This is a genomic window from Ornithinibacillus halotolerans, assembly GCF_014637405.1.
Lineage (GTDB): Bacteria > Bacillota > Bacilli > Bacillales > Amphibacillaceae > Ornithinibacillus > Ornithinibacillus halotolerans.
The window spans coordinates 21,225-41,670 of record NZ_BMEY01000029.1 but is presented as its reverse complement, the minus strand read 5'-3'; the positions used below and the strand labels follow the sequence as shown (position 1 = coordinate 41,670).

Genomic DNA, 20,446 nt, shown 5'->3' with positions numbered 1-20,446 from the left:
TATACCGCCAAAAACGGCAAATCTAGTTTAGGAAATGGAAATGATTTCAAAAAAACTGGTTCCAAGCAATTTTCAATCGCTTGGAACCAGTTTTTTATTACTTTCTGGCTAGTTTTGTCCCAGCCTCGTTTGTTCACTGATAAATCGAGTAAATTTTGTGGTGTATGGATTTTATATCATGGAAATCCCTTTGTGATTGGTTTTCTGGACCCAATTGCTTCCATAAAATATAAAGAATAAGGTATACATCTAATATTAAAAAATTCTGTTTTTGACACTGTCTCATTTGGATAAAGAGAACAATTGAAGATTAGTTTATTTCAACTCTACAAACGGTGGCTCTATCTTTCACAAACGATAGTTAAAATTATTTATACAAACCGCTCATCTGATTCATAATAAAAAACATTTATTAAAGGTAATAATTAATAAATTTTTATATTATAAATGTAGTATTAGTCTTGTGCTTTACTAATTTCTCTTTGGACTAAATTATTAATCCTTTCAAAGAGAAAATAGGACTCGATTTTATCAAAGATTTCTTTTTGTTTCAAGTAATTTATTAAATAATTTGATCGTTCTTGGTCAAATCCAAATACATCTCTACAAAGATTGGAAAGTTCGTAAAATCCTAGATTTTTAAAGAAGAATACAGATAATATGTTCATAATTACTTTATAGGACTTAATAATATCCTCTTTTTTTACAATATCCCCTTCAAGCTCCTCACTTAATTTAATGGGAGAGCTGTAGTATCGTTCCACGAGCATTTTCATTATAATTTTATCTACTATATCTGAATATTTCTCGAAAGATACTTGTCTTAAAGCCGAAGCATCAAAGTGAGGCTGTAATTGTTTCTTTAAATGGTTAACTACTTTTTTAGAAAAATAAATGTCAATTCCTTTAGATGTTAATTCATCTATGATTGCTTCTTCGTATTTATTTTCTTTTAGCATACTACGAACTTCTTTGAATAAATTTTGTAGACCATCGTTTATATTAGGGTGGTTTTTAATTATATATTTTGAGAATTCCTTTGAGCTGCTATCTAAACTTTTCAATACTTTTTCAATTTCATTATCATTTAAACTAATTAACCAACTGGAGATCTTTCTAATTACATTTTCATCCATTAAAGAGCACTCTCCTTTGTAATTTCGTAGTATTTTTCAGTCTCTGCGACTAATTGAATTGAATCTATAACAACAGAATTATAATTATTAGATTCCCTTAAACTCTCCTCACTTGAATATAAGACTTGATTGTCTCTAACTAAATCTACATAGGTATCATTAAAGTTTGATTCATCATCATTATAATCATAGCTAAAAGAATAATTTGGTTCAGTTAACTTTAACTTATCACAAATAACTAAACCCTCTGAAGTAATGGAATAATAGATATTCCGACCTATCTTGACTGAATTAATGAGTAGTTTGTTTTTTAGGTTATTTAGAATATTACTTGTGTTGTTCTTCTTTAGGTTATAGATCTTACATAATTCAGAATTAGTAACATAACGTTTTTCCTTTATTGTGTATAAAAAGTCCCTATGCCACTTGCTATTTTTAACGCTTAATATTTTTTGATTAGTTTTATGTTCCTTTAAGCTATGGGATAAGGTCTCAGTAATAGTATAGATCTTCCCTTGTAAGTAACTTTTTTTGTCCAAACTTTCCTTGTCTACTTTGAGTAATTCGATTTCTTTATAGATTTCCTCTAAATTCTTAAAGGAATTTTTATTCAGATTATCGTTTATAATTTTCGAAATTAAGTATAGTTTTATCTCTGCTTCTTTGAATTGATTGGAATTTAGGTTATTACCGGTCTTATCAATGATTTTTAGTATTTCTTCCATAGATTTTTCCTTAAACATATAACCGCCTCCAATAGTTCATTAACAGTTCATTTTCTTAAATTTTATATTATTGTATTAATTTTTGCAATGTTTTTTTAGTATATCTCCCATTTTCTTAACTTCAATTTCATGGGAACATGATTTCCAGGGTTTAATGCCTTTGCTTGGAAGATATACATATTTTGTTACTACATTAGATTGTGAATTATCCTTAGGTAATGGGTAGTTGCAAATAATAACTATTGATTTACTAACGTTCCCTAGTTTATGTATATAATCTTCAAATTGGCCGCCAGACGGGTTACTGTGCATTGCCATAACAAAGACGATATTCGTACCACATCTAGTGATAGTATAAATCAAATTATCATTGAGTAAATCTGCACAAATCAAAACAGCAATTCGACCTAAATGTGTATCATAGAATATTATTTCTCTACCAGGAGATATATTCTCTACTTTCTCTACTCCATTAAAGATTTCTTTATATGGATTTGTTTTTATTACGTTTCCTAAGGTTTCGCCTTTGCATGTTAATGTTTGGGAATAGTTTATATAACTGTTGTTAAAAAGCGACTCTAAATCTACTTCGTTACCTCTAACATGAAAGGTACCTGGAAATATTAAGCTTGTCATATAATTTTCTTTTTTTAGTTCATCTTTAAGTCTGTTTTGGACTTTTAATTCTGTGTTTAACTCTGAGGAGATTATAAAATCTGAGTTTGATTTCAATAGTGTTACGAATTTATTTATAAGACTCTCACTATAGTGAGAGGATTTAAAGTGTTTTACGTTAAAAGATTCTAAGTTTTCCGTTTTGTTATCCCGATCAAATTGATAATTCTTAAATTCCAATTCAATTGGAATAAAACCAATGCTTATTTCCTCGAGCCTTTTTTCTGAAAGCGGTTGGTTATATTTCTCTTGAAGCTTAACAAATCTACTATCGTAACTTAGTTCAATCGAGATTGAGGTTACATTTCGTATATGTTGATATACTATACTTTCATTAGGGTCGTTTAGTGATTCAGTAGTTAGCTCATTTTCTATATCATGAAAGTTTTCCTGGACACTAGAAGGAATCTTATGTACTAGAATTCCTGAGGAAGTTACATGTGGAAACAAAGTATACAACTCTTCAACTGGACGTTCTTGTATTAATTTACCAAATAGCCGGTCTATTGCTATAAGTAATGAGAAAAGTTTTACTAATAATAATTGAGTGGTAGTCGAATCCTGCAAAATCATTTTAATATCTTTAAATAAATCTTTACTCATGCTAAGTTCATCTGCTTCCAGAAAATAAAAGGCATCCTCATATCGTTCAATTGTTTTGTTAACTGAATCAAAATGTATATTGAATTGATCAAAATTATCAATTAAATAGCTTGCTAGATATTCTGTATTCATTCGATCAAATATAGAAAAGATATGTGCATAAAATTCGAAAAGGTTTTCGAATGGTATATCTAATTCATCGCATTGACAATTATTATTTCTGCAATACTTATTTCCTCCTTGAAAATCTATCCTTATTACATTCTTACATAATACGGTCTTCCAAAGTTCAGATGATACAACTTTTTCCAATAATTTCTCCCCCTTAAAAAGCTAGGTAACACGTTTTTTATACTTTACTTTAATCTTAATATATTTTGAATAATAATTTAAATTAAACGAATTCAACTCAGGACAATATAAAACACAATATAAAACACAATATAAAAACAACTATTGTGGATGACATATAGCTAGCTATCATGTCATATCTTTTTTTTCATCACCATTGCAATACTTCTATACGTATATCATTTATATCCCATATTAGTAGAATTTGTAGATATCATATTGGTATAAAAGTTTAGTAGCTATGCTACTTATTTTCTGTGAAAATATTGAAATAGAGTGTCCCTAATTTTGATGTAAAACAGAACGAGTCTCCTTTACTACCCTATAAAAATATCCTATCTTATATGTAGTGAAATAATGTCCGTGGGGACACGAGTACTAGGGGTACATCCCCATAAACGAAACAGGAATCTAGGAGGGAGAAAATAAAACTTCCAAAATTTGAAAATTATTCGATGGGGATTCCAAGCAATGAAGTGAGAAAAGCATACAAAGAAGTAGAGAAAAAGTTATTGAATAAGGAAAGTGTGGATGTAGGAGACAATATTGGTTATTTGATCCATTTTATTAAAAAACGTCAGTCTGATTTTTTTCGCCATCTGAATCCTAAACAATTAGAAGATGAACTACAGCCTATATTAAACTATGAATCTGACGATGAATACTTCTATCCGCATCTGGAAGCGGATTCTTGTATAAAAGATTCCTATTTAGCAGTAGAGGATTATGATACATATTGGGATTTAATGTACCAGCGGCGAATGGACAACTTCTCTAATAAATTACAGAAAATAGTCATGTTTGATGATATTTATAGTGTTTATAAAAAATGTCGTAACCCTATCATTTGGTGGAAGCGTGGGGCTAAAAAATGTCGTAACCCTATCATTTGGTGGAAGCGTGGGGCGTGGGGACGGTTCTCGCGCTTATTTGTGATTATTCTGTATATATTAATCCTACCATAGGTGAGCTTATTTCCTTCGCAGTTTATCCCAAGCTTCTTTGTCATCTACTTTAGAATACCAGACGCCACAAACGTCTCATAGCCTCGACTATCTATAAAATAGGGAAGGATTTGCTTTACTGTTAATTTGTAAGAGTCGATATAGGGAATCCCTTCACCATAGGCCTTTTCCATCCGGTGGTTTCCGTCCATGATCGTGTACATGTCAGGGCTAATTTCTGCTTGAATAACAGTCTTTGTGACATCAACAGCGGGTAACTGGTCCTCATTAATGGAACCATGAAAACGGGATTTAAACCAGTCTTGAACATGTATTTGTTCCTTTTCAGGGAGTAGTTTTCCATTACGAATATGTTTCAAAATCTTAGTAATATTAAATTGAAAAATACCATTTCTATATACTTCATCATCAAGAAAACGTAAATTTCGAAAAAATGAGGGGTTTGCGGGACATGTGTGGTCATATGGTCAAACAGTATTAATTAACGATATTAAGAATAGTAAATTCTTTGAAGGGGAAATTGCACCAAAGCATGAATATGGGTCCATCCTTGGAGTACCCATAAAAATTGGTGACGAAGTTTTTGGGGTACTAAATATTCAAAGTGAACATAAGAATGGATTTACCCATGATGACGAACGGTCGATAAGATTTTACGCTGATATGTGTGCGTTGGCGCATTATTATGATAGAATAAACATAAATAAGAAGGAGGGGGATTCATGATTACATCAGAAAAGAAAATGGACTTATTAGAAAGAAGAAATCAATCCCTTCACCAATCACATGAGCGGACGCAAAGAATCTATGAAAAGGCAGAGAAATTAGGATTAAGAGAAATTTATAAGGATTACCGTGGTCAAATTAGGACAAAAAAAGATAAGAGGTAGTACAAGTTTGAAGAATCATTTTTTATGAAATGGTTCTTCTTTTGTTTTTGGAAGAGTGGAGCACAGGTACGATTCTCGAGCATCCTTTTGTGTTTTCTATTTAGATTATGAGCGCAAGAACTGTCCCTGTGTTCTTGGTAGGTACTGGTATCGACTATTCCTCATATGATATTGTTACGATTTTAGGTGGAACAAATGTTTATGCTAGGGGTAGGGATTTGGGACAGATTTCACAAGTTGGCAATTTCTTTGACATCATGACATTTTACGGTGCCTATCAGCGTTTAATTGAGTATATCTTAGGCTCGAATCCACGTATTAATATCTATTTGATTACTCCTCCTCAGCGAAATTATAACTACAACGAGGGAATGACAAATGATAAGGGAATGAGCCTTTTACAATTTGTTGATGCGACACATGAGATTGGAGCATTATAAAGTCTGCCTGTCATTGATCTGTATTGAGAAAGTGGGATTAATCATTTAAATCTGACAACCTATACGAGAGATGGCTTGCATCCAAAGATAGTGGATACGAACGGATAGTGGAATTACTTATTCCGTTAATGCAGATAAAGTAATGAAAATAAGTAAGATAACATGACTCAAGTAATGGATTCTTTAATGTGGAAAAATAAAAGCTTTGAGAGAGTGTAAGTAAAACTCTTCCTAAGCTTTTTTTGTAACGTTATATTCCCTGTTATGGCAGAGCGGTTGATTCCCTCTAATATAGAAGGAAGGATTTTGAGAGGATGGAGTTAATAACAAAAACTAAAAAAATATGTAAGGTTTACTTGACAGAGGAAATGTATTCTGTTATTTTTTATGTAAGGTTAACCTTACATAGGAGGAGTGAAGATTGAAAAATAGGGTGAAAGAGTTAAGAGAAAGTTTAGGTTTAACTCAAGCTCAATTGGGTGAGAAGGTAAATGTGTCACGTCAAGCAATTAATGCAATTGAAAAAAACAAGTTTGATCCCTCAATTTGGCTAGCTTATGATTTAGCGAAGTTCTTTAATATGTCGATTGAGGAACTATTCGAGTTTAGGGAGAGTGACCGAAAATGAATCTATTAAAAAAACCTGTTGTAAATGTACTATTTATTGGTCTTATATCTACATTCTATTCTTTTGTATTTATTTTTACTGCGGATCATATAGAATTTTTAAGAATGCTTTCACATCAACAAACTCTTAATGTCTTGTTTTGGAACGCTTGGTCCAGCTTTATTAAATCAGGTAATATGAGATTTATAGGGTACTTAATAATCGTTTTAACAAGTATTATCATAGTTTTTATTTTTATTAAAAGAAGAAAAAAATACGATGAATATCAAGTAAGTGTACTTTCTAAAAGTCTTATAGTATCAGGTATCATTTCCATATTAATGATTCCTTTTATTATGATTCTAGTGCTTAGTGATCCAAACTATGCAATAGAAACTTTATTCTTCCTTGCATCTTTACAATGGATTTGTCTTTTGGTGTCATATTTAATCTATGTTATAAGATTTTAAAATTAAAATATATATATAAATCCGTTAAAAAGCCCCTAGTAAGTTGGGGTTTTTTCTTTTTGGTCAATTATGAATGAAGCATGGGGACGGTTCTCATGCTTCTTTTTGTGTTTTCTATTTAGATTATGAGCGCAAGAACCGTCCCTATGTTCTTTTTTGATTAGTTTTGTTTTAAGAAATCCGCCTCTAGGAATGCTGGGTTCGGATATGTGTAGAAACCCTCACCAGTTGCTTGTCCCATTTTACCTTGGTCAATCATTTCTTTTTTTAATTTCTCTGCAATTAATTTATAATTCGGATCTAATTCTGATTTTGCTAAATTTAGGTTATACGGTGTTTCCATACCAATTATATCAAGAATAGCGAATGGACCATGTGGTGCGCCTGTAGAAATCATCCAGTTTTTATCAATAGTTTGTGGCTCTGCAATATCATTCGCCCAAAGCGATAGACCAGCATTTAGGAAAGGTACTAATAAAGAGTTCAAGATATAACCCGGTTGCTCTTTCTTTACAACAAATGGAATCATACCAATTGTACGTGCGAATTCAGTTACTTCCTCCGTATACTTAGGGTCAGTACCTGCATGTCCCATAATTTCTGCAGTGTTATTCTTATAGATAGTGTTAGCGAAGTGTAATGCTAAGAATTTCTCTGGACGACCAGTAAACTCAGCAAATTGACTTGGTAACATGGTAGACGAGTTAGAAACAAATACCGTTTTCTCTGGTGCCACAGCGGCAAGCTTGTTATAAAAATCTTGTTTAATTTGTACTACTTCAGGTACAGCTTCAATTACTAAATCTACATTCGAAACAGATTCTGCTAAGTCTATGCTGAAGGATAAACGACCGTATGCAGCTTCTGCTTTCTCTTCACTATTAAAATAATCTGCATAAACCGCTTTCAATTTCGTTAAACGTTCTTTTGCTGATTGAATAGCATCGTCACTAATATCGTATACATTTACATTATATCCAAAAAATGCAGTTTGAAATGCAATCTGACTCCCTAACACACCACTACCTGCAACCATTACTTTTTTGTAGTTCATGTTCATTCTCCTTTGTTTTTCTAGATAGTCTATAGTAATAAGACTTTACTCTTTAATTTTATAGGACTATTATGCCATAATGTACCTATATTTATAGGGAAAACTATACGTAATTATTATACAAATGTAGGTGAAATATGAAAAAAATAGAATTCCAATACTTGTTATTTAATAAAATCTATCGGGATGAACTAATGCGTAATGCCATGGTGCTTATCGAGAAAAACAACGACTTAGATAAGGTAGTTAAACAGCAACTAAAGAATATGATATCAGCTTTTTCATTATTCTTGTTAACCCAGTTAAAGAATACAAAGATTAAAGAAGAAGATCTATCCCATTGGATACAAATGCATAGTAACGATATACCCGTTACATCATCACAGGTATTTCTAGAAATTTTCATGGGATCTTTTCAGAATGTAGTTTCACATCAAAATCATCCACATAAGGTAGAATTAGTAAAATTACATCAAGATTTGCAAAGTAAATTTATCACTTATTACCTGCAATGGATAGAGAATCCTCCCTTAGTATTGGAAGAAAAGCAAAAATATATGTTGCAATTAGATGCTTTTAATGAAAATCTTATACAATGTAACGGTACCGATGATTTACCATATTTAATAACTCGAGCAGAAGAAATTTTTGGGTTTAAACGTTGTGTGTTTATCAGTTATAACCCTTGGTTAAAGGAGTTTTCAGGAGTTATAGGTGAGGAATTAGAAAAAGTACAGTTATTACGGGGGAACATTGAAGCAGAGCCGGTTTTTTCACTCAAGAGACCATTATTCCTGAAGAAGCCAGATCCTTACGTGCAACAGGTTGCCATTGAATGGTTTAACCTTTCTTCTATCATCTTTATTCCAATCATTTACGAACAACAATTATATGGTTGGCTTACATTAGACCAGCGCGGAGAGAGTTTTGAATGTACCAAAGTATTCCTTGATATATTAGAAATTGCTGGAAAGCGGTTAGGGATGTATCTATCTAGAAGACAGCTTGGTAGAGGTTTTAAATATCCATTAGAATTGACTAATAAAGAATTAGCTATTTTACATCTGCTCTCAGAAGGTTATAGAAACAAAGAAATGGCTGAGCTTCTTTTTTTAAGCGAATATACGATTAGAGACTATATACAAAATCTCATGATAAAGTTAAAAGCGAAGAACAGAACGCAAATAGTGTCGATGGCTTTTCGGATGGGATTAGTGGATTAATACATTAGAATTATCCAAGCACCCATAGCATCATGCTGGGTGCTTATTTATTTGTCTTTGGCTCTTCAAGCAATGGCTCATACATCATAATAGCATGATTTTCAGTAACAAATTCATCCTTCACTAGCTTTCCATCCTGATTTAATACTTTTCGATGGATTCGATTATGCCTAACATATCCGCCCCAATATTCCTTGGTAAATAGATGATTCTTCTCATATACTTTATACTTATACAAGGAAGGCACATCTGATCGCCATTCACCTACTAGGTGCGTGTCATTTACATATACGATTAATTGATATATCGGCCTACGTTTTGCCAAGAAGGAATTACACAGCCTTTTAGATCAATATGAATTATACAATCAACAGCTAGAAGAGCTGGATCAAGAAATTGCCGAGCTAATAAATGAAATCCCTGGTGCCAAGGAAATGACAGACATTAAAGGGCTTGGAACAACGACAGTTGCGTCCTTTTTCTCAGAAGTAGGGGATATTACGAAATACAATCATCCTCAACAACTGGTAAATATGGCAGGCCTCTCATTGCGAGAACACAGCTCTGGAAAATTTAAAGGTCAAACCAGAATTAGCAAACGCGGTAGAAAGAAACTGCGTAAATCCCTATATATGGCAGTAAGGCCATTGGTAGCGAGTAACCCAACGTTTAAGGCACTGCATAACTATTACACAACTCGCCCTAACAATCCATTAAAGAAACAGCAATCCTTGATTGCGCTGTGAACAAGCATGGGGACGGTTCTTGCGCTTATTTATGATTATTCTGCATATATTAATCCTAACCATAGGTGAGCTTATTTCCTAGCTGTTTGTCCCAAGCTCTTTGTCATCCACTTTAGAATTCCAGTACCCCACAAACGTCTCATAACCTCGAGTTTCTTTAAAATAAGGAAGGATCTGCTCTACTCTTAATTTGAAAGAGTCGATATATGGAGTACCTTCACGATAGGCCTTTTCCACCCGGTGGTTTCCGCCCATGATCGTGTACATATCAGGGCTAATTTCTGCTTGAATAATTGTCTTTGTGACATCAACAGAGGGTAAATGGTCCTCATTAATGGAACCATGGAAGTGTGTTTTAAACCAGTCTTGGACATGTATTTGTTCCTTTTCAGGGAGTAGTTTTCCGCTACGGATTTGCTCGATAATTTTAGTAATATTAATTTGAAAAATACCATTTCTATATACTTCATCATCTTCATCATTAATAGGATACGGAGTATAGTTTGATTGCAGTTTTAATTTTCTACTTTTGTTCATTTCTATTACCTCTCTTTCTATTTCATTCAAAGCGGAATAGAATACAAACCATAGACATCTTGTTTACGAAGGGTGTCTATTTTGAGCAGCAGATCAGAAGAAAATAGCCGATTTTTTATTAGGATTTTTTGCAATTATTTATAATAATGAAGTGAACAAAATAATGTCTTCCTCTCAAACATTCCCAATAGTCAGAAGAGTTTATATTTTTAGTTTTTCGGGTAATGTGTTACTATGGAAAACGTCTATTAAAAAAAGTGGAGAGGAAGATTTTGTATCTTTAAAAATTCAAGAAAACACGTATTTAGTTTAGTATTGATTGGAGTAATGGTGTCGCTTTTACTGGTGGCTTGTGGGGGAGATAACGATGCAAGTAATGAAGCACCAGGAAACGACCTTGAAGATGAGAAAACAGAGTTGAAGATTGGGTTAGATCCATATGATTATTCGACTGTACCTGCCTATTTATCACAAGTCATTTTGGAACAAGAAGGTTTTAAAGTGGAAATTGAAGAAGCTGAAGTAGGAATCTTATATGAAGCTCTTTCAGGTCAGGATATAGATGCTTTTATCGATGTTTGGAGCCCAAATTTACATAAAGATTATATCGAAAAGTATGGCGGTTCGTTTGAGATAGCTGGTACGTTATACTCGGATATGCCTATGGGAATAGGTGTACCAACTTATCTAGAGGATATTAATTCTATTGAAGATGTTGCTAATAATCCAGAGCTTTTTAATCATGAAATTTATGCAATTGAGCCTGGTAGTGGTATGGCTTTGACGACAGAAGAAATGGTAGAAACTTATGGAATGGACGACTTTATCATACAGAATAGTAGTGTTGCCATCATGCTTGCACAAGTAGATAGCATGATTAAAAATAAAGAAGCTATTGCATTTAATGCTTGGCGTCCTCACCCAATGTTTGTTCATTTTGACATTAAATTCTTAGAGGATCCACTTAATACATGGAAAATGGATGATGTTCAAATTGCCGTTACACCAAGTCTGAAAGAAGAATCACCAACAGCTTATAAGTTGTTCTCAAATATGGAACTGACTTTAGAAATGGTGGAAACATGGATTATGGATTTGGATAGTGGGAAGTCATTAAGAGAGTTGGCAGAAGACTGGGTAGAAGCCAATCCAGAAACAGTAGATGAGTGGTTGGAGAAATAGACTGCTTTTTTGGAGGCTTTGGTGGGGGAGGTGCCTGACACCTCCCGAAGTTTGTTAGATTTTGTCGAATGAATTAGAGCTATTTGATTGCGGTAGGTTCTCCCTCGCAATCAAATAGCTTTTTTTGATGGGGTTTCGATTGCTGTTCGACATTTAGTGACAAAACCCGGGAGGTGTCAGACACCAATATTCATTGAAGCTATGCTATATTTTACATATAAAGTACTAAATTTTATAAAGGTGGTTGAACTGCTTGAGAAGGATCTTATTAAATATCATATTATTTTTGCTGATTTCCATACTTCTAATGGGATGTTCTGAGGAAATAAATTATTATGATAACCGTTATGTAATTGAATATGAAAATAATAATGAAACTATTGAAATGGACGGATATAATTTTTCTGTAAATGATGGAGTATTACATATTAATAGTAATAATAATATCTTTGAAGTGGAACTTCCTGATAAAGAAAGTACCATTCGAGGATTTCAACTCTCTTACAATAAACAATATTTAAGTTATGATGTTAAAGCTAAAGATGGCAGCATTAAGGTTTATGTTATTAGTTTGGAAACAGGGGATGTTATAAACTTATCGGATAATATTGGGTATGGAAGTGACTATGATGGCTATAAGAGGCCTCATGGAATTGCATGGTCTCCCACCGAAAATTTGGTTGCTTTCATAAGTGGAAGCGCTGATAATGCGCGAGTCAATATATATCATCTAGAAATGGATTTAAATAAACAAAGTCATAGTGCTTCCTTTGCTTTTGAAGATATTTATGGCTTGAAGTGGGATGTGGATGGTAGTTCGTTATACTATGTAACACCATCAGTAAATGATGGATCAAAATATCAAGTCTATAAAACCGAGATACTATCAGATGATTATTTAGGCGGGAGTGCAGTAGAAATAGTTGAAGAGTTAACACAAAAAGAGTTTATGAAGTGGTTTGAAAAGTAATGATTAATTTTACAGTTTAATGCAAGATTTGGGTGCCTGACACCTCCCGAAGTTTGTTGGTTTTTGTCGAATAAACAAAAGCTATTTGTATTAGAACGAAATACGTTTTAATACAAATAGCTTTTTAGAACTTGTTTATTTATAAAAAGCGGGAAGTGAAAGGCGCCGATAAACTAAGATATTACTCTAAATTTAATATTCGAATTCTCATTTGCTGCATCTTCAAACACTTTCAAAAGTGCTGTTCCATAATTTCCAAGACACTCAAGCATTTGCTTAGAATGAATAAAATGAATCTCCATTGAATCATCTAAGGTACTCAAAACATCCCACAGGGCATCAAGATTATTACCGTAATACTCAGGTAGATTCAGCTTTGATTTTAAGTAGGCATGAACATCTTCTTTTTTCTGCATGGTTTTTCCATCCAATGTAACAAGTGTCATCTTATTCATCTCCATATAATAAGGTAAATGTTTCATAGTGGTCCGCGGTATAGTAAATTAATCCATCATTAGAATAGACGATGCGCTCTGCACCACGGTAGCCACCTTCATAATTGATATCAGCTTCGAAGTACTGTCTTCCTTCTTTATCTGGAAGATTTCCCTCTCTGTTGCCAAATCGATCTCCGCCAATGCTTTTCTGATCTGTTACTTCCCAAAGATTTCCTTCACTAGCCTCCCAGCCTAACTCACGCGCCTCAGCCTTCGTAATATAATTCCTAGGAAGTTTACCGAATGTATGGATGTAAAGGGAGACTTCTTCCTTGCTTGTGTAATAACCATCTTCGCTTAAATCGCTACTCGAATCTGCTTCTTCCGCTCCCTGATTAGATTCGATTTCATCATCAAATAATAAATCAATTCCAGCACAAGCCGTAAGCATAATACTCATCATGAGAATGATAAACAGATTAAATAGTCGTTTCATGGCATTCATCCTTTTGTGTGTAGATTGGTTGATTTAGGAAATTATACTAGAGTTTTGCGATTCTATCAAATTGGGGTGGGGGACGGACATGGTATTTAGGTGCCTGACACCTCCCGAAGTTTGTTGGAATTTGTCGAATGGAGAGTGGCGTGGGGACAGGCTCTTTGTTCCAATATTGCATGAATTTACATTAAAAACCGACGCGAATTTCGACAATATATCGTATAATAGATTAATATAGTAAAAAAGGAGTGAATGATATGAATGTTCAGGATACGTTACACATAGGTGAACTGCAAAAAGGTGTAGTAATAGCAGGTGTTCAGGGAATTAATCGTAACGTAAATTATGTTGAAGTCATGGAAGTTCCTGAGGTTTCTGACTGGATCACTCCTGGTGTTTTGGTTATGACGGCTTTTTATTCAATAAAGGACGAACCCGAAAAACAGATTAAAGTTGTAAAAGATTTGATTAATATAAAGGCTTCTGGAATTGTTATAAAACTCGGTCGTTTTATTGAGGAATTGCCAAAACAAGTAATTGATATGGCAAATGAAAATGATTTTCCTATCATATCAATTCCTAAAGATGTTTCCTATATTAAAATACTAACTCCTCTGTACGAAAAAATATATAACGAGAAACGGAAAAAAGAGGATTTCATACTAAATCCGTTATTAGAAATAGGAAATTCAAATCTCATATCTATTCCAGAAATACTAAATAAAATGAAAGACATTGTAAAAAGCAATATTTATATTGAAGATCTAGAAGGAAGACTTTTATATGCTTCAGAGGGTTTTCTTTCCGATGGATGGAGAAAAAGTACGACGATTTTCTCTCTTCCAGATTATCCGTCTTTTAGAGAGATTATTCAATCTTGGACGGAGGATTTCTTACAAACAGGATTTTCCGTATTTAAAATACATGGTTTTCGTAATCGACTTCTAATACCATTAACATCTCAGAACCAAGTGTTTGCTATTATGCATGTTCCATATACAAATGACTTTATGTTTGATAAGTCTAGTAGAATATCGGAATTAAGTAATAAATTTAGTAAGTTATTTTTAAGTGATCAATTGTTTCTGCAGCGGGAGCGGCTAGATGATGTGAAATTGATGGATAGATTATTTCAAAAATTAGAATCCGCTAATTCAAATAAGGTGATTAGCATTGTACAATTTGAAGCGAGCTGGCTGGCCATTTTTGATTATTCCTCCTCCTATTTAATTGATTATACTAGTTTAGTAAGAAGAAAGTTGATAGATATAGTAAATCAGATTTCTCATTCTGAAGTAGTACTTTTTGAAAAACATAATAGTTTTTTTGCTTTAATTTTCGGTGATGAAAAATCTTATCCAGAAATGCTTGATCAGTGGTCATTGATTATAAAAAAACAAAATGAAAAAGAGGCGAATGAGAATATTCGTATAGCAATAAGCCCTTATATGAAAACGCCGACCAGCTTTATAGAAAGTCTTAATTCTGTTCGCAAAACAATGGAAATTGGGATGAAAATCAAACCGAGAGAATCCGTATATACGTTTGATAAACTTGGAATTTATGAAATATTAATAAAGCTGACTAACGATAAGTTCTCGGTAAAATATGCTCGAAATCTCCTAAATCCTCTGGAGAATGATCAAGGAGAATTATTAAAAACACTAAAGGTTTATTTAGATGAAAATGGTAATGTTACTCGTTCTTCAGAGTCGTTATTTATTCATCGTAGAACCATGACATATCGCATAAAGCGAATTGAGGAACTATTAAATATGGATTTAGATGATTCCATGAATCGATTTATTTTACGTTTTTGCTTGATGTTAAAGGATTTATCATAATTTAAATTAGAGACCCTGTGGTTAGTTACCATAGGGTATTTTTTGTATTACATAAAAATTCGTACTAATGTGAGAAATGTTTTGAACAATATCTTTCTCAGATTTTACATTCCCTATAATTATCTAAAAATTTATAATTTAAAAAAAGGGGTGGACTAGTATGATAGGGATAATCCGTGTGTTAACCACAAATCAAGAGGATGTTTTACAGGAACATGGAAAGCGACTACAAGAGCTTTATCACTTAGATTCGATTTCAAGGTGTATTCCATCACAACCAAATGGAATTTATGATGATAGTTCAGAAGAAATAGCAATACCTAAAATTATTGAACTTGCAAAACAAATGGAAGATGAAGGGAAGGTAGATGTACTTACTATAAGTTGTGCTGCTGATCCAGCTTTAGAGGAAGCAAGAAGAAATGTTAATATACCAGTTCTTGGCGCAGGAGTATGTGGTGCTCATGCAGCAAGTATGGTAGGAAGTAAGGTCGGTATTATTGGGATAACTGATAAACCACCTTTACGCATGAAACAAGAATTAGGGGAGAAATATTACTCCTATTCTTTCTCTCCTACTCTGCGAAAGACAACGGATTTATTTAGAGAAGATGCTAAGGCGGAACTGCTCAGACTAGTACAAAATGTTGTGGATACTGGTGCAGATACTATTTTGTTTGCTTGTACCGGTTTTTCTACTATCCGATTAAAGGATTATTTAGCAAATCAAATAGCTGTTCCTGTTATCGATTTGGTCGAGGCTCAAGGAATAGCTTATCAAATAATAAAAGGGGGGAAACAAGGTGAACAATAAAACATTTGATTTATCGTTTATCGTTTTTTCAATCTTAATTTCTGTTTTTGGTGCCATTATCGGTATGCAATTAATAACTTCATTAGGGATAACTCCAAATACATCGATTATCGGTGCATTGATTGCAATGCTTATAGCAAGAATTCCAATGCAAATATTTTACAAGTATCGTTCTCTAGAAAATCAAAATTTGGTTCAAACCTCTATCTCAGCTGCAACGTTTGGCGCAGCAAATAGTTTGTTAATTCCAGTTGGTATTCCATATGTAATGGGACTACCTGAACTTATTGTTCCAATGCTAATAGGTGCAGGGATGGCATTATTGATTGATGCATTTGTACTTTACAAAGTATTTGATACGAAATTCTTTGGTGCAGATGAAACATGGCCACCAGGTGTAGCTACAGCGGAAGCATTAAAAGCTGGTGATGAAGGTGGCAAAAAAGCAAAAATCTTAGGAGTAGGAATTCTCGGTGGATTAGCAGGATCTTATTTAGGAATATCTATGTCGGCCTTTGGTGTTGCTTTTATAGGTAATATATGGGCTTTAACAATGTTTGGCGTTGGTCTGTTACTAACGGGATATGCGGATCCGCTTTTTGGAGTTAGTCTAGGTGATTATTATATTCCACATGGAATGATGATTGGTGCAGGTGTCGTTGCGCTATTCCAATTCATTTCAGCTTTTATCAAGATAAGAAACAAGAAGAAAGAAGAAGCCCGGGAATCTGGAGAACAACATGAATATACCCGTACAGAAAAAGATATGCAAAAAGGATTTGGGTTAGGGTTCGCATTATACATCGTGGGAGCAACCATTGTAGCTGTAATGGGTGGATTGCTTGCTGAGATGTCTTTCCTACAAGTTGTTCTTTTTGTATTATTTGCTGCTGCTGCAGCTATTGTCACAGAAATTATTGTAGGTATTGCTGCCATGCACTCTGGGTGGTTCCCAGCATTTGCTGTAACATTAATTTCTCTTATTGTTGGAATGCTACTAGGGTTTCCGCCAATTGCATTAGCATTATTGACGGGTTACACAGCAGCAACTGGTCCTGCTTTTGCAGATTTAGGATATGACTTGAAAACGGGTTATCTACTACGTAAGGGGGCAACAGTTCAACAAGAACTGTATGGACGTAAATTACAGTTGAAGAGTGCGTTAATTGGATTTGGTGTTGCAATTGTCATGGTTGCATTGTTCGCTAATAATTTCTTTGAACAGGATTTAGTTCCACCGGTTGACAGAACGTATGCGGTAACCATTGAGTCAGGTTTATCAGGGAACGTAGGTATGTTGCTTTTACTTTGGGCCATCCCAGGAGCAATTATTCAATTAATTGGTGGTTCAAAAAGACAAATGGGAATTCTATTAGCTACCGGTCTACTAATTACAAATCCTATTGCAGGATGGGCTGTGCTAGCTGGTATATTAATCCGAGTTATCGTACTGAAAATTAAAGGACCAGAATCTGAAAATACCATGTTCACTATGGCTGCAGGATTTATTGCCGGTGACGCCATTTATAGTTTCTTCTCTTCCATTTGGAAGGCAAAGTAAAAGGAGACGGATAGTATGACGAGAAGATTATTAACTTTGGAAGATGCAAAACATGCCGTGTATGGTGGTTGTATTTTAGGAGGAGGTGGTGGTGGCTGGATTAAAGATGGTCTAGAAAAAGCAGAACAAGCCTTCACCTTAGGAACACCTGAATTAATTACAGTTGATGATTTATCACCTGAAGATTATGTCGCATGTGTTTCACTTGTTGGTGCTCCATCAGCAAAAGAAATATATGTTGATGCGGATCAATTGGTAGATACAGTGAAAAGGATGCAAAAGGAATTAAGTCATCCGCTAAAAGCACTAATGACAAATGAAAATGGAGCAGCAACAACTATTAATGGATGGTTACAAGCGGCGGCAGTTGGGTTACCTGTTATTGATGCACCGAGTAATGGGCGTGCACATCCAACAGGTTCGATGGGTTCTATGAATCTATCGGAAGTGGAAGGATATGAATCTCTTCAAACGTATGCCGGTGGTAAAGGGGAGAAAAGAGTTGCTGGTTCCGTAATTGGCAATTTAGATATCTCCTCCAACACAGTTCGAAATGTTTCCGTATTAGCTGGTGGAATGGTTGCAGTATGCCGAAATCCGGTTAATGTTAACTACATTAAAGAACATGCTGCAGTCGGAGGAATTACACAAGCAATTGAGTTAGGTGAAGTATTTTTCTCTGTACCTGAAGGACCAGATCGTATCGAAGCAGTAGCTTCTCATTTGAAAGGCCGTGTTATACATTCCGGTAAAGTTAGTGAATTTGAATTAAAGGAACAGGGTGGATTTGATGTAGGGATTGTTCGTGTAGACGACTTAGAGTTAACGTTTTGGAATGAATATATGACTGCAGAAATTCAAGGAGTAAGAAAAGGAACGTTCCCAGACTTACTTATGACGTTTGATGTAGATACAGGGATGCCAATCGTTAGTGCTGAAATGAGAGAAGGAGTTAATATTGCTGTTATTTCGGTACCAAAGGAAAATCTATTATTAAGCTCTACCATGTTCAATGAGAAATTACTAAAAAATATAGAACCAATTATTCAAAAGGAAATCATCTAAAGGAGCGGATTGTTCATGTCATTAAAATATACAATGGAAGTAATGGAATTAGTTGATGATTCCAGTGCGAATGGACAAATGATAGTCGAACTTTTTGAAGGAAATGAGTTTGTAGAAGCATCATATCAAACAGTTAAAGGTGAGAAAGGATCAACTGACTTTGTAAAAATTGTTATCAAGGGTACAAATGGAAAGTTGGTTGGTGGAGATGCACCTACCTTAGGGATTGTAGGTAGACTAGGGGGACTTGGTGCTCGCCCTAGCCGTATCGGGTTGGTTTCTGATGGAGATGGTGCGATTGCAGCAGTTGCAACAGCATTAAAACTTTCTACTATGGCTACCAAGGGGGACCGTTTGCCTGGTGATGTTTGCGTGACAACACATATTTGTCCGAATGCTCCAACTGAGCCGCATGAACCAGTTGATTTTATGGGGTCACCAGTTGATATTTTAACGATGAATCAATATGAAGTGACACCTGAGATGGATGCGGTATTGTCTATTGATACTACAAAAGGAAATAAAGTATTTAATCATCGCGGTTTTGCTATTTCTCCAACCGTTAAATCTGGTTATATACTTAAATTTAATGATGATTTAGTCCGAATTATGGAAATGACAACTGGTGACCTTCCTGTTACATTTGCTGTTACTACTCAGGACATTACGCCATATGGTAATGATGTCTACCATATTAATAGTATACTTCAACCAGCAGTTGCTACCGATGCACCAGTTGTAGGTGTGGCTATTGTAGCAAAGACAGCTGTTCCTGGTTGTGGGACAGGAGCTAGTCATGAAGTAGATATTGCAGAAGCAGTTCGCTTTTGTGTAGAAGTAGCCAAAGAATATACACAAAAACAATTTGAATTCTATGATGTAAAAGAGTTTAATCACTTAGAATCTTTATATGGTTCTATGAAACATTTACAAACATTGGGGAACAAGTAGATGGTAAATGGTAAAGTAGGAGTTTTAACAATCGGCCAATCTCCACGTACAGATGTGACACCTTCTATTCAAGCCATTTTAGGAAACGAGATTCAAATAATAGAACGTGGTGGATTAGATAGTTTAACAGAGGAAACTTTGGAAGAAATTGCTCCAGAACTCTCTAGTACAACATATATTTCAAGGTTACGAAATGGGAAGAGCGTGAAAATAGCAAAAGATAAGCTCCTCCCTTTACTACAGCAGGAGTTAACAGCTTTGGAAGAGGAAGCGGATGTTATCATTATGCTATGTACTGGTGACTTTCCAACTTTAACGACTACCAAGCCCATTATTTATCCTGATAAGGTACTAAGTCACTCTCTACAAGCAATTCAAAAAAATGGGAATCTGGGACTTATTATCCCACTTGAGGAACAACGCGAATCCCTAATAGGAAAATGGAAAAATCTCAAAATGGATATCTTTGTTGAAGTAGCTTCTCCGTATGAAGAAAGCGATATAAAGGGAGCGGGAGAAAAGCTTAAGAAAAAGGGTGCAGACGTAATTGTTTTGGATTGTATGGGCTATAACGAAATCCAAAAACAAGAGGTAAAACAAGTATTTGGAGGGCCAGTTATCCTTCCAAGAACATTAACCGCACGAATTGCAGCAGAATATGTTCTTTAAATTAGATCCGGTTCTACCGGATCTATCTATAT

24 protein-coding genes and 2 pseudogenes are annotated in these 20,446 nt (G+C 34.3%); 17 read left to right on the top strand and 9 right to left on the bottom strand.

Annotated elements, in window-relative coordinates; all coding sequences use genetic code 11:
• Window positions 1-240 (top strand): hypothetical protein (locus tag IEV35_RS20260; protein ID WP_229740816.1); only part of this gene is annotated, 240 nt, incomplete at its 5' end.
• 215 nt (window positions 241-455) lie between these two features.
• Here IEV35_RS20260 and IEV35_RS18885 read toward each other — a convergent pair.
• Genes IEV35_RS18885 through IEV35_RS18875 form a run of 3 tightly spaced genes read right to left on the bottom strand, consistent with a single transcriptional unit; the run spans window position 456 to window position 3,451 of the window.
• Window positions 456-1,136 carry a hypothetical protein gene (locus IEV35_RS18885; RefSeq protein WP_188386212.1) on the bottom strand — a complete coding sequence of 227 codons (681 nt, stop codon included), beginning with the start codon at window positions 1,134-1,136 and terminating at the stop codon, window positions 456-458.
• Complete coding sequence (locus tag IEV35_RS18880; protein WP_188386211.1) at window positions 1,136-1,879, bottom strand: winged helix-turn-helix domain-containing protein; 744 nt, start codon at window positions 1,877-1,879, stop codon at window positions 1,136-1,138. Before IEV35_RS18880 ends, IEV35_RS18885 begins: the two co-directional genes overlap by 1 nt.
• A 57-nt stretch (window positions 1,880-1,936) precedes the next feature.
• Complete coding sequence (locus tag IEV35_RS18875; RefSeq protein ID WP_188386210.1) at window positions 1,937-3,451, bottom strand: carbon-nitrogen hydrolase family protein; 1,515 nt, start codon at window positions 3,449-3,451, stop codon at window positions 1,937-1,939.
• A 494-nt stretch (window positions 3,452-3,945) separates the two neighbouring features.
• Between IEV35_RS18875 and IEV35_RS18870 the strand changes: the two genes are divergently transcribed.
• Window positions 3,946-4,455 (top strand): hypothetical protein, encoded by a 510-nt coding sequence (locus IEV35_RS18870; RefSeq protein ID WP_188386209.1) that lies wholly within the window; start codon window positions 3,946-3,948, stop codon window positions 4,453-4,455.
• 44 nt (window positions 4,456-4,499) lie between these two features.
• On the opposite strand, the gene IEV35_RS18865 is transcribed toward IEV35_RS18870, so the two are convergent.
• Window positions 4,500-4,814: a hypothetical protein gene (locus IEV35_RS18865; RefSeq protein WP_188386208.1), complete on the bottom strand. Its 315-nt coding sequence runs from the start codon at window positions 4,812-4,814 to the stop codon at window positions 4,500-4,502.
• 25 nt (window positions 4,815-4,839) lie between these two features.
• On the opposite strand from IEV35_RS18865, the gene IEV35_RS18860 reads away from it, so the two are divergent.
• From IEV35_RS18860 to IEV35_RS18840, 5 genes are all read left to right on the top strand, one after another.
• Window positions 4,840-5,181 carry a GAF domain-containing protein gene (locus tag IEV35_RS18860; protein WP_188386215.1) on the top strand — a complete coding sequence of 114 codons (342 nt, stop codon included), beginning with the start codon at window positions 4,840-4,842 and terminating at the stop codon, window positions 5,179-5,181.
• Entirely contained in the window at window positions 5,178-5,345 is a 168-nt protein-coding gene (locus IEV35_RS18855; protein WP_188386207.1) for a hypothetical protein, read from the top strand. Before IEV35_RS18860 ends, IEV35_RS18855 begins: the two co-directional genes overlap by 4 nt.
• 218 nt (window positions 5,346-5,563) lie before the next feature.
• Entirely contained in the window at window positions 5,564-5,785 is a 222-nt protein-coding gene (locus IEV35_RS18850) for an SGNH/GDSL hydrolase family protein (protein WP_229740814.1), read from the top strand.
• Between the two features lie 421 nt (window positions 5,786-6,206).
• Window positions 6,207-6,413 carry a helix-turn-helix transcriptional regulator gene (locus IEV35_RS18845; RefSeq protein ID WP_188386205.1) on the top strand — a complete coding sequence of 69 codons (207 nt, stop codon included), beginning with the start codon at window positions 6,207-6,209 and terminating at the stop codon, window positions 6,411-6,413.
• A complete protein-coding gene (locus tag IEV35_RS18840; protein ID WP_188386204.1) occupies window positions 6,410-6,862 on the top strand; it encodes a hypothetical protein in 453 nt (150 codons plus the stop codon). The genes IEV35_RS18845 and IEV35_RS18840 overlap by 4 nt, the downstream gene beginning before the upstream one ends.
• Window positions 6,863-7,022: 160 nt before the next feature.
• Here IEV35_RS18840 and IEV35_RS18835 read toward each other — a convergent pair whose 3' ends face one another.
• On the bottom strand, window positions 7,023-7,916 hold the full coding sequence (locus IEV35_RS18835) for a 3-hydroxyacyl-CoA dehydrogenase (protein WP_188386203.1): 894 nt from the start codon (window positions 7,914-7,916) through the stop codon (window positions 7,023-7,025).
• 137 nt (window positions 7,917-8,053) lie between these two features.
• Between IEV35_RS18835 and IEV35_RS18830 the strand changes: the two genes are divergently transcribed.
• On the top strand, window positions 8,054-9,139 hold the full coding sequence (locus IEV35_RS18830) for a response regulator transcription factor (protein ID WP_188386202.1): 1,086 nt from the start codon (window positions 8,054-8,056) through the stop codon (window positions 9,137-9,139).
• A 43-nt stretch (window positions 9,140-9,182) separates the two neighbouring features.
• Here IEV35_RS18830 and IEV35_RS18825 read toward each other — a convergent pair.
• Window positions 9,183-9,446, bottom strand: a pseudogene (locus IEV35_RS18825) (VanW family protein); the annotation flags it as partial.
• On the opposite strand from IEV35_RS18825, the pseudogene IEV35_RS18820 reads away from it, so the two are divergent.
• Window positions 9,445-9,882 (top strand): annotated as a pseudogene (locus IEV35_RS18820) (transposase); the annotation flags it as partial. The pseudogenes IEV35_RS18825 and IEV35_RS18820 overlap by 2 nt on opposite strands.
• A gap of 81 nt (window positions 9,883-9,963) precedes the next feature.
• Here the strand turns inward: IEV35_RS18820 and IEV35_RS18815 are convergent.
• On the bottom strand, window positions 9,964-10,422 hold the full coding sequence (locus IEV35_RS18815; protein ID WP_229740812.1) for a hypothetical protein: 459 nt from the start codon (window positions 10,420-10,422) through the stop codon (window positions 9,964-9,966).
• Window positions 10,423-10,767: 345 nt separating this feature from the next.
• Here IEV35_RS18815 and IEV35_RS18810 point away from each other — a divergent pair, with 345 nt between their 5' ends.
• Together IEV35_RS18810 and IEV35_RS18805 are read left to right on the top strand one after the other, a co-directional pair.
• Window positions 10,768-11,604 (top strand): glycine betaine ABC transporter substrate-binding protein, encoded by an 837-nt coding sequence (locus IEV35_RS18810; protein ID WP_188386201.1) that lies wholly within the window; start codon window positions 10,768-10,770, stop codon window positions 11,602-11,604.
• Window positions 11,605-11,857: 253 nt separating this feature from the next.
• Window positions 11,858-12,574, top strand: coding sequence for a TolB-like translocation protein (locus IEV35_RS18805; protein WP_188386200.1), 717 nt, complete (start codon window positions 11,858-11,860; stop codon window positions 12,572-12,574).
• 173 nt (window positions 12,575-12,747) lie between these two features.
• On the opposite strand, the gene IEV35_RS18800 is transcribed toward IEV35_RS18805, so the two are convergent.
• Window positions 12,748-13,020 (bottom strand): barstar family protein, encoded by a 273-nt coding sequence (locus IEV35_RS18800; protein WP_188386199.1) that lies wholly within the window; start codon window positions 13,018-13,020, stop codon window positions 12,748-12,750.
• A 1-nt stretch (window position 13,021) separates the two neighbouring features.
• A complete protein-coding gene (locus IEV35_RS18795) occupies window positions 13,022-13,507 on the bottom strand; it encodes a ribonuclease domain-containing protein (protein ID WP_188386198.1) in 486 nt (161 codons plus the stop codon).
• A 260-nt stretch (window positions 13,508-13,767) separates the two neighbouring features.
• Here IEV35_RS18795 and IEV35_RS18790 point away from each other — a divergent pair, with 260 nt between their 5' ends.
• The 6 genes from IEV35_RS18790 (at window position 13,768) to IEV35_RS18765 (ending at window position 20,414) form a co-directional block, all read left to right on the top strand.
• Complete coding sequence (locus tag IEV35_RS18790; protein ID WP_188386197.1) at window positions 13,768-15,354, top strand: PucR family transcriptional regulator; 1,587 nt, start codon at window positions 13,768-13,770, stop codon at window positions 15,352-15,354.
• 160 nt (window positions 15,355-15,514) lie between these two features.
• Window positions 15,515-16,168, top strand: coding sequence for an aspartate/glutamate racemase family protein (locus tag IEV35_RS18785; protein ID WP_188386196.1), 654 nt, complete (start codon window positions 15,515-15,517; stop codon window positions 16,166-16,168).
• Window positions 16,158-17,729: an OPT/YSL family transporter gene (locus IEV35_RS18780; protein ID WP_188386195.1), complete on the top strand. Its 1,572-nt coding sequence runs from the start codon at window positions 16,158-16,160 to the stop codon at window positions 17,727-17,729. Before IEV35_RS18785 ends, IEV35_RS18780 begins: the two co-directional genes overlap by 11 nt.
• Window positions 17,730-17,744: 15 nt before the next feature.
• Window positions 17,745-18,794: an S-methyl thiohydantoin desulfurase family protein gene (locus tag IEV35_RS18775; RefSeq protein ID WP_188386194.1), complete on the top strand. Its 1,050-nt coding sequence runs from the start codon at window positions 17,745-17,747 to the stop codon at window positions 18,792-18,794.
• Window positions 18,795-18,809: 15 nt separating this feature from the next.
• On the top strand, window positions 18,810-19,745 hold the full coding sequence (locus tag IEV35_RS18770; RefSeq protein WP_188386193.1) for a DUF1177 domain-containing protein: 936 nt from the start codon (window positions 18,810-18,812) through the stop codon (window positions 19,743-19,745).
• On the top strand, window positions 19,746-20,414 hold the full coding sequence (locus tag IEV35_RS18765) for an AroM family protein (protein ID WP_188386192.1): 669 nt from the start codon (window positions 19,746-19,748) through the stop codon (window positions 20,412-20,414).
• The last annotated feature ends 32 nt before the right edge of the window (window positions 20,415-20,446 follow it).